The 9,721-nt window shown below is 32.7% G+C and carries 4 protein-coding genes and 1 pseudogene; 2 read left to right on the top strand and 3 right to left on the bottom strand.

Translation table 11 applies throughout. The annotated features are described in order from the left end of the window. From EGI24_RS14085 to EGI24_RS14075, 3 genes and pseudogenes are all read right to left on the bottom strand, one after another. A pseudogene (locus tag EGI24_RS14085) lies at nt 1-655 on the bottom strand (IS21 family transposase); the annotation flags it as partial. An 824-nt stretch (nt 656-1,479) separates the two neighbouring features. Continuing rightward, nucleotides 1,480-2,238 (bottom strand): LytTR family DNA-binding domain-containing protein, encoded by a 759-nt coding sequence (locus EGI24_RS14080; RefSeq protein ID WP_255049097.1) that lies wholly within the window; start codon nt 2,236-2,238, stop codon nt 1,480-1,482. 10 nt (nt 2,239-2,248) lie between these two features. Beyond that, complete coding sequence (locus tag EGI24_RS14075) at nt 2,249-5,230, bottom strand: histidine kinase (RefSeq protein WP_255049096.1); 2,982 nt, start codon at nt 5,228-5,230, stop codon at nt 2,249-2,251. A gap of 587 nt (nt 5,231-5,817) precedes the next feature. Between EGI24_RS14075 and EGI24_RS22000 the strand changes: the two genes are divergently transcribed. Both EGI24_RS22000 and EGI24_RS14070 read left to right on the top strand, forming a co-directional pair. Next, nucleotides 5,818-6,156, top strand: coding sequence for a LytR/AlgR family response regulator transcription factor (locus EGI24_RS22000; protein WP_409035485.1), 339 nt, complete (start codon nt 5,818-5,820; stop codon nt 6,154-6,156). A 946-nt stretch (nt 6,157-7,102) separates the two neighbouring features. Further along, nucleotides 7,103-9,721: choice-of-anchor D domain-containing protein (locus tag EGI24_RS14070; protein WP_255049093.1), on the top strand; the 2,619-nt coding region annotated here is incomplete at its 3' end.

Genomic DNA, 9,721 nt, shown 5'->3' with positions numbered 1-9,721 from the left:
TCACAGCTGGCTTTAGATTATCTGTCACAATTGCATCTGGCACACCACCTATTGCCGCCATACATGCTCCTAAACAACCTAAAAAATCAGGGCTTTGTTGACTCAAGCTGGCCTTGGCAAAGGTAAAGCCGCTACATGGAAGTATGCCCACAAAAAACTCTACTGGAAGCTGTTCTCCTGTTTCATAATCAGTAAGACATAGCTTCTTTCCAGCAAAGTCCACCATTAGCTTATCCCCCGCTTTATGGTCAAAAACGTAACTGAGTTCATTATTCTTTAAATACTTATTCAGGTGGTCACAATATTGAGAATACCCTACGCCGTCAGGATGCTTGTTTTTGTAAATATTCCACAAAAATTGTTTCGTAACTCCTACCTTTTTAAGTTCTTTTACAACAGAGGCAAAACCATCATACAACGTTTCCAATGATGATTTACTTTGATATTCAGGCTTTACGATAAGTTGTAAATCATAATCATCAAGCTTATGCAACTCATGAAGACCTAAGGGATGAGAGTTGAAAATATGAATATATTTATCGACGGAGTTGCGAGAAATCTCAACGATTCGACTAATGTACCTTCGGGATTTACCCTCCATCAGCAATCGCAAAACTAAATGTAACTTATTCATAGATAAAATTTGATTAGCCATCTTGGTATTTTTATACCAAGTTAGTAATCAAATCAAAAACCAAGTGGCTCACTTTCGCCCGGAATTAGTGGCTCACTTTAACCCGGAATCAGTGGCTCACTTTGAGCCGGAATATCCACCCAACCAGCTGCCAAATGAGAAAGGGCTTATTTTTTTAAAAATGACTGTAATAGACTGGGTCAATTTTACAATACATCATTCACAGCGGCATATTCAACAAATAAAAGGAATTATCAAAGGATATTCCGGTACATAAACTTCAATTCTCAGCACACTTCAGTAGGATGAAATAAAAAGCAATCTTATCATGAGAAATAGAGCCCATTTTTAGGTCTAAATTCCGAATAAGCATAACAAAATGTTTCACATTTCAGCCATTAACTAAAACTATGAGCTTGCCCTTTTCAAAAATGGGAGGTGTATACAGCAAAAGTGGCCATTAATTAGCAATGAAGGCCGTTTACAGTGGTGTACACAGGGTGTATACAATAGTTAAATTTCTATTAATTTCCTATGTTTACATGGTGTACACACTAAAGAGCATAAAAAAAACACCCAAGATTTTGAGTGTTTTACAAAGGATTTTACAAAACGTTTTACATATTGTTTTGCGAGGATTGTATAAGCCTATTGTCTCGTCATTCAACACTATGAATATGTTAATTTTTCATAGTCTTATAAGGCTGGTTAGATTACAAACTTTTTTAGATATATAGTCTTAATTTCAATTTGGCATCAGGTGGCATACTTTTTCTGGAGTATTCAAGAAGACGCAATTTCAAAATTTATGATTTAATAATAATTTATAAAAAGAAGCCTTCATATTATTTAATAAGTAATAATTTTTCCAAAACATCTGTTTTTCTCCTTCTGGAGGCTTCAAAGTTTTTATCATTTACCATTTTTATGATAAAAGGGTCTCCTTTTTGATATTCTTTTATATGCGTGGAGTTGATTAGAATTGATTTACTTATTCTAATGAATTTCGATTTCGACCCGAAAAAATCTTCAAATTCTTTTAGGTTTTTAGGTGTTGTTAATAACTCATTTGAAACCATGTATATTATTGAATATCTTCCATCACCCTCAATAAATATTACTTCAGATGAGTTTATCATTCTAACTTTTTCTCCAGTATGTATTGCAAATTTTTTTTCCTGAATATCATTTTCTAAATCATATAACAAATTGATATATTGTAAATTTTGGTTTTTTTTTCTTCTAATATTGACTTTAGCTTTCTCAACAGCAGAGGTGAGTTCAATTATTTCTACAGGTTTAAGGAGATAATCCAACGCATTGAATTTTATAGCTGTAATTGCAAAGTGGTCAAAGCTAGTTACGAAGATAACTTCAAAAGCAATTTCTTTAAACTTTTTTAATAGATTAAAGCCGTTTGATCTAGGCATTTGTATATCTAAAAAAATCAAATCAGGGAGAAGTTTGCAACACATCTCATAGGCTTCGTCTACATTTGAGGCCTCTCCAATAATTTCAATATCAATTGTATGCTTCAAAAGTAGATTTGATAATACTTCTCTACTATTTGTTTCATCATCTACTATTAGTACTCTAATTTTCATTATAATGTTGTCAAGAATTCATAATGTAAATTTCAACCCTTGTTCCTATTGGATTATTCAAGTCATCATAGAGGTCAATTATAGTAAGTGTTATATGATTTGAGGGATCTTGTTCATTGGCCAATTTTATTCTTTCTGAAACGAGCTGCATTCCTAGAGACTTCTTGTAGTTGTGGTTTTTAAATTCATTTGATTTTTTTCTACCAACCCCATTATCTTCAACTACAATTTTCAAAGTATTACCACTTTTCGAAAAATCAATTTGAAGTACCCCTTTTTTATTTGTCTCTAAATTCATAATACCATGCCATATAGCGTTCTCTACATATGTCTGAACAATCATAGCCGGAATTTCTGTATTATAGGTATCTAAAGATTCGTCAATATTAATAAAGTATTCAAAACTATTCTGAAACCTTAGTTGCTCAAGCTGAACATAAATTTCTAAAGTTTCTAATTCGTTTTTAATTGAAATCCAATTTTCTCTAGAATTATTTAAGACCATTCTTATTAGCTTGCTAAATCTCGCCAAATAGTCATAAGCTTCGTCTTCTTTTTTATTTAATATATAATTTTGGATACTGTTGATTGCATTAAAAATAAAATGTGGGTTCATTTGAGCTTGCAAGGCCCTTATTTGAGATTCTGAAATTAATTTTTGAATCTTGGTTTTTTCCCTTTCCTTTTCTTTAATGTTTTGAATTATATTTCTAATTAAAAAATATGCTATCAATAGTACAAAAGTCAGCATTAAAAATAAAAAAATTTTCATTTGCCAAAATGCTGGCTGTATTGTAAATCTAACTATTAGTGGTTTTTCACTTTTTATACCATCATTATTGACTCCGTAAATGACTAGTTCATAATTCTCAGGTGGTAGATTTTCAAAATATATTTGGCTATTATTTGTCTGTCTAAATTCGTTGAACAATCCTTTCAAAGAGTAGAGTATTTTTTCATCTTTACCTTTTTTATAAGATAAAAAATCAAGGTTGAATAAAATCGAATTTTCTTTATTGGTCAAATTGATTACATCTTCCTTGAAGTCAATGGGTTTGTCATTTACTAGGATGCTATTAATATATACATTAGGTCGGTGCTTATTAATTAAGTCTATAGTAATCGGGAATACACCCAAACCATCAGAAGAAGAGAAAATTAATTGATTATCAGAAACAGTTAAATTTCCAATATTTTTAGAAATTAAACCATTTGATTCATTAAGATTTATGACTTTAATTCCTGGTTTTTCTTTTAATGTTAATTTTAAAATTCCATTACTTGTTGAAATCCAAATGTTGCCATATTTGTCATCGATAATATCATTTAACAAATAATTGTGTTCACCCAAATTAATCTTTTTAATATGTCCCTTAGTTAATTGGAAAAGACCTTGTCCTTTTGTGGCTATAAGGAGAGAACTATCTTTTATACTTATTATTTTAGAGACAGGTGAATTAATTCCTTGTATTTTATTAAGGTTGTTGTTTTTAATATTCATCATGTAAAGCCCATCAGAACATCCTAAATAGGCTATTTCATCGTTAAACATTTTAAAGCATCTTGCCTTTGAATTGAAAGCTTTACCAACTACCGCTCCCTTGTTATTTTGTACTTTTAATAGTATAGCTGGTGTTAAAACGTACAGAAAATTATCGGTTTTATCCAGCTGATATGCAGTTATGTTTACTTTCCTTGTTCTTTTCTCATTAGTAAAATAATATATTTGATTGTTCAGTTTGAAATTTTCATCAAGGACTCCCACATAGCCCTTAGTTGCCAGATAAATTTTGTTTTTAAAACGGATTATATCCACAACATCAGAATTTCCAGTGCCAATCAAAGAGATTTTCCTTATTTTGTTTTGCTTCAAAATTTGAAGATTATCAATTTGGGTTGAAATGAAAGTTCTGTTTTCAATGGTCTTAAGTAATGTAGTTTTTTTATTTAGGTCATTAAGAACATTGAACTGTTTAACCATGTAACTACTTGAATAAAATACGCCCTTTTCCGTCGTAGTACACCACGTTCCTCCTTCGTTATCTACAATTGTGCCACTTACGGTTAGTCCTTTAAGGCCAGTGGAAAACACTTTCATATTTTTAGGATCAGGATAATGAAATAGCCCATTGGAAGTAACACCAATCCAAAGCCCATGTTTAGAATTAATATATAATGAAGTAATTACTGCTGGGAAGGTGTAAGTTTCAATATTTAAATTGTTGTCAATTTTTAACAATTTGTCATGAAATGTAAAATAAGTGGAACCATTCATGTTGGCAATCCTATTCCTCCAGTCGATTCTAGAGTCTTTACTTAGGTTTAATTTATAATGTCTGTTTTTTGAACCAGAATTTATTTTAATGATTATGTAGTTTATGTCTCTATTAATTTTTTCATTAGGATTATTCTTTATAAAATAGTCATTTTGGCCTCCTTTTTCAATAATAAAAGCAACATTGGAATCTATCTTTAAATCGTTAGTCAGAATTTCAATATTGTTTTCACCAACCTTAAATGTCCTAACCTTGGAATTTACTATTAAGTCATTCTCTAAATTTCTATTTATCGAGTATCCAATATCAAACAAAGTCCCTCGGTAAGGCAAATTAATATTATCTCTTATTCTTCTTGAAAATTTATGTTCTTGAATTGAATCGTTTTTAATTATCAGGAATCTATTGTCAGAGGTGAAAAGTTCAATTTCCCCCTTATTATATTCATTGATGTAATATATGGAGTTTTCATTAAGACCATTTCGTTTATCAAAAATCTTCTTATAATCCCTGCTATATTTCACGAGTCCATTTTCGGTACAAATCCAAATATATCCTTTTGAATCTTGAATTATATTGTAGGTTTCTAGTGATGGTAGGTTTTGAGTATTACTAATACTTGAAAAATAAAGTTCTTGTGAATACAAATAATGCGGACTTATCCAAAACACAATAATTATATAAATATAAAATCGTTTTAATCTCTTAGCTTTCATGCTTCAAATATATGAAGATTGGAGTAATTCATGTTGTGCCAAAAACGTTTTAAGTGGTAAATTTTCTTCAATAAATGTGTTCTAATTTTGCCTTTTAGACAATTAATATTTAAAAATGAACAACAATTTAGGTTGGCGTTTTTCATAAAGCTTATTTATTTTTCCCACTATTGAAGTAGTCTTTTGGGTCTTTAAATTGTTAATTCAAAAAATAGAATTTGCACTTTAATGCCTCTTTAATTTTCGAAGAACATTTATCTAACATTGTAAAATAGAATATCATTTTTTATTGGTAGCCTCCAAATAATGAAATCTTATTTTTATTTGAATCCTTGTATTAAACTTAAATAAATAGATGAAATCCTTAATTCTTCAAATTGATTTTAAGTTTCAAAAAATATAATTGATTTAGGCCAAATTATAGTTTAAACTATGAAATAAAAGAATTTATAAGTGTTCTTTTTATAGGCAAATATTTGCAGATGACTATGAGAGAAGACCTTCAGTTATTGTTTTTGAAAGTATAAAATTGTATTTATCTCAGTATTGCAAATTCTCTGAACTTGATATGGTTTAGGCATTTAACTATGAAAATTAAAAATATATTCGTTTCACTCGGCAGTAGAATGTTAGCAAGTCCTGATTCCATCTTGCTTCTAAAAGCCGAACTAAATTACACAAAAATTTACCTTAATAATGGAGATGTTTGGCTTTCATCAACCAATCTTGGTCAAATAGCAAAACGTCTAGAGCCCTACAATTTTCTTAGACCTAATCGTTCTGTCTTACTAAACGCTATGTATCTTAAAGAATATAACGAGGTAGGAGGATACCTAAAAATGAAGAATCAAGAAGTCTTTAAAATATCTAGAAGGAAAATAAAGGAATTTCAATTTTTGAGTAATTGTACATCAAAAGTTGACTGAAATATCTAGAAGGTAATTGTATAAATGAAGTTTATGATTTTTGCCAAAGGTTTTGATATTTGGTCGGGGGGATCTAAAAACTTCTTCTCTTTAGTTTAAATATTAGCTTAATTGTAAATTAATCACGCTACTCAATTTTCAGTGCTTTTCTTAAAAACCTTATTGAATGAATAGTTATTTCTAGGCTGTTTTTGTAATTATTATCTGATTATTACTAAATATTCAAAAGTGTAATTCTTTGTATGTAATATCAATTGGATTCAATTATATTCCTCCGATTTGGCAACAATTTAAAGCCTTTTAGTGCTATCAGTTTTAGTGATTTTTGTACCTGAAAACGAAACTACTTGGAGTTGTGCCAAAAACGTTTTAAATGGTATAGAGCTTTCACTCATGGCGTTCTATTTTTGCCACTATACAGTTTCACTTTGATGTAATAAGCAAATTTGTTTTAATTATATTCTAATTGAAGTGTATCAATTTAGCCATTTTCAATGAATAATGTTCTATAAATTCAACATCTGTTTAAATATTAAATTATTTTTTTACAGACTAACATATTTTGGATTTTCTCTTTAGGACATTGTCATTTGGATATTTGAGGACGCATTAATGCACTCATTGCTAAAAGTTATTCAAATCATTTTTATTTGAAAACAACGCTTTGTTCAATTTATGATCCTTCAATTATGAATTATATTCTACCTCATCTTCTACAATATACCCAAAAAATCGTAAGACTAACTTTCCCAAAGTTAATGGTGTATCCTCCACCGTTATATCCATCATTCCAAACGAATGTATAATTCAAGAACGATTTTCACTACTGAGAAATTTTAAAAGTATTAATGACTTAGGTTTTCGATCACTCAAATTATTAACAACATTTCTTAAATGAGGCATTTGAGCTATTTTTTTTTCATTAAATCAAATCTATAATTTATAAATGAAGCAATTACTATTAATTATTTTTCTACTAGTTTGTTCAGTAGGATATTCACAATCCAATTGGACTTATGCAGGAGGCAATGGTTCTTCTGGGGCTGAGGTATCAAGAGCAATTTGCACGGATGCAGCAGGAAATATTTATGTCACTGGAAATTTTTCTAATACCGTAGATTTAGACTATGGTTCAGGAACAGCAAGTGCAACTTCAGCAGGTTCAAACGACGCTTTTATATCAAGTTATACATCAACAGGTGCCTACAGATGGTCATTAATTGTAGGAAGTGCTGGACCTGAGACTGCTATTTCTATCATTACTAATGGAACCGATGTTTATGCTACTGGCTCATATTCTCAAACCGCCTCAATAGGTGGTTCTACATCTCTAACAAGTACTGGTGCAGGTGATATCTATTTAGTAAAATTAAATGCATCAACAGGTGCTGTATCCTGGGCTGTAAGCTATGGAGCCTTGAGTGGTGACTCACCATTAGGTTTATGTTTCGACGCCTCAAACAATGTTTATATGGCTGGAACATACACAAACCCTTGGACAGGAACATGTACTACCCCTACCACGCAAGGCTCCTCAGATATATTTATACAAAAAATAAATCCTGCTAATGGTTCATGTGTTTGGGCTAGTGCAGGCGGTTCATCAAGCGGAGATGGAGCTGAGGCGGGTATTTGTTTTATTCCTTCAAGTAATAAGATTGTTGTATCAACTAGCTATAGTGGAGCATCGGCTACTTTTGGCTCTTTTACATTAAATAATGTAAATTCATCTTCAGTACAAAGAGATATTGTTATTCTTGAGCTAAATGCCTCTACTGGAGCATTTTCAAACGCTATTACATTTGGCACATCCACCAATGATGATGTTAGTTCTGGAGTATATGATCAAAGTACTGGTAATGTTTTTGTTTCAGGCTCATACCAGTCTACTTTAACTTTGCCTAATGGTGGATCGGGAATCTCATTAACGAGTGTAGGAGGGAATGATATTTGGCTTGGGAGTTACTCGCCAACTGCACATAGTTTTGTTTGGGCTAAATCGGCAGGTGGTACTAGTGGAACTGCAAGTGATGAAAAAGCATACTCCATCACAAGTGATGGCACAGGGACTATTGCAATTTCAGGGAGCCATTTTTCTAGTCCTACTAATTTTGGGTCATTAAGCTTATCTAATTCAAGCGGTTTCGGTCAAATTTTTATCGCAGGATATAATGCTTTAAATGGAAATGAGTTATGGGTTAATAACGCAACTACCTCTTCGCCAGCTTTACAAAGTATTGGCAGAGGAATTACCACAAATAATAATAGTGGCACTTTTTGGGTAACTGGTACATTTTGTACAACCACTACTTTTGGATCTCAAGCGGGAATTACCTCTGCGGGTTTTGCTGATTTGTTTAATGCAAAGTTTACAGCACCTACAGCACCTACAGTAACAACTACAACTGCGAGTGGTGTAGGTGCAACAAGTGCTACGATTGGTGGAGAGGTAACGGGTAATGGTGGTAGTACTGTAACGGAAAGAGGTATTGTTTGGGCAACTACAACAAATCCTACAATTGATAATACAAAGGTTGCAAATGGATCAGGTAATGGAATATTTTCGGGGACAGTAAGCTCATTACCTTCAAGTACGCTTATTTATTATAGAGCTTATGCAACAAATCTAGGGGGTACCGCCTATGGTTCGGAACTTTCATTTACAACGACTTCAGCTGGGTCTCCAGAGATAAATATTCAGGGGAATTCTGTTTCCATTTCTGATGGAGATTTGACGCCAAGTACGTTGGATCACACAAGTTTCGGGAGTCAATCAGTTTGTTCGGGCACTATTATTAGAACTTTTACCATCCAAAATACAGGAACTTCAAATTTAACCTTTAGTAATCCCACCATAAGTGGTTCAAACGCTTCTGATTTTAGTGTTTCATCAAATCCAACAAGTCCAGTTTCGGCTTCTGGATCAACCACTTTTCAAATCACCTTTAATCCTTCTGCAGCCGGACTTAGAAGTGCAACGGTTTCTTTGGCTAATAACGATTCTGATGAAGCAACCTACGATTTTGCAGTAGAGGGCTCTGGCTCAGATGTATCATTAACAGCTCTTTCACAAACTAATGTAAGTTGTAATGGAGGAAGCAATGGTGCGGCAAGTATAAATACGCCAACTGGAGGAGCAGGTGGATATACCTATAACTGGACGCCTGGCAATCCAACTGGAGATGGGACAGTAAGTGTAACAGGCTTAACAGCCGGTTCATGGACCTGCACGGTAACGGATGCGAACAGTTGTACGGCTACGCAGACCTTTACGATTACCCAACCAACTGGAATGACAGTAACTTCATCTAGCCAAACCAATGTATCCTGCAATGGAGGAAGTAATGGAGCAGCCAGTATCAATACACCAACAGGAGGAGCAGGTGGATATACCTATAACTGGACGCCTGGCAATCCAACTGGAGATGGGACAGTAAGTGTAACAGGCTTAACAGCCGGCTCATGGACCTGCACGGTAACGGATGCGAACAGTTGTACGGCTACGCAGACCTTTACGATTACCCAACCAACTGGAATGACAGTAACTTCATCTAGCCAAACCAAT

The sequence above is a fragment of the Lacihabitans sp. CS3-21 genome (assembly GCF_024343675.1).
In the GTDB taxonomy this organism is placed as follows: domain Bacteria; phylum Bacteroidota; class Bacteroidia; order Cytophagales; family Spirosomataceae; genus Leadbetterella.
The sequence above is the reverse complement of the archived record's forward strand: the minus strand, read 5'-3'. Positions and strand labels throughout refer to the sequence as shown.

What these genes read in the sequence shown, in the direction of transcription:
- EGI24_RS14075 (WP_255049096.1), bottom strand. Translation starts at nt 5,230, where the DNA reads ATGAAAGCTAAGAGATTAAAACGATTTTATATTTATATAATTATTGTG.
- EGI24_RS22000 (WP_409035485.1), top strand. Translation starts at nt 5,818, where the DNA reads ATGAAAATTAAAAATATATTCGTTTCACTCGGCAGTAGAATGTTAGCA.
- EGI24_RS14080 (WP_255049097.1), bottom strand. Translation starts at nt 2,238, where the DNA reads ATGAAAATTAGAGTACTAATAGTAGATGATGAAACAAATAGTAGAGAA.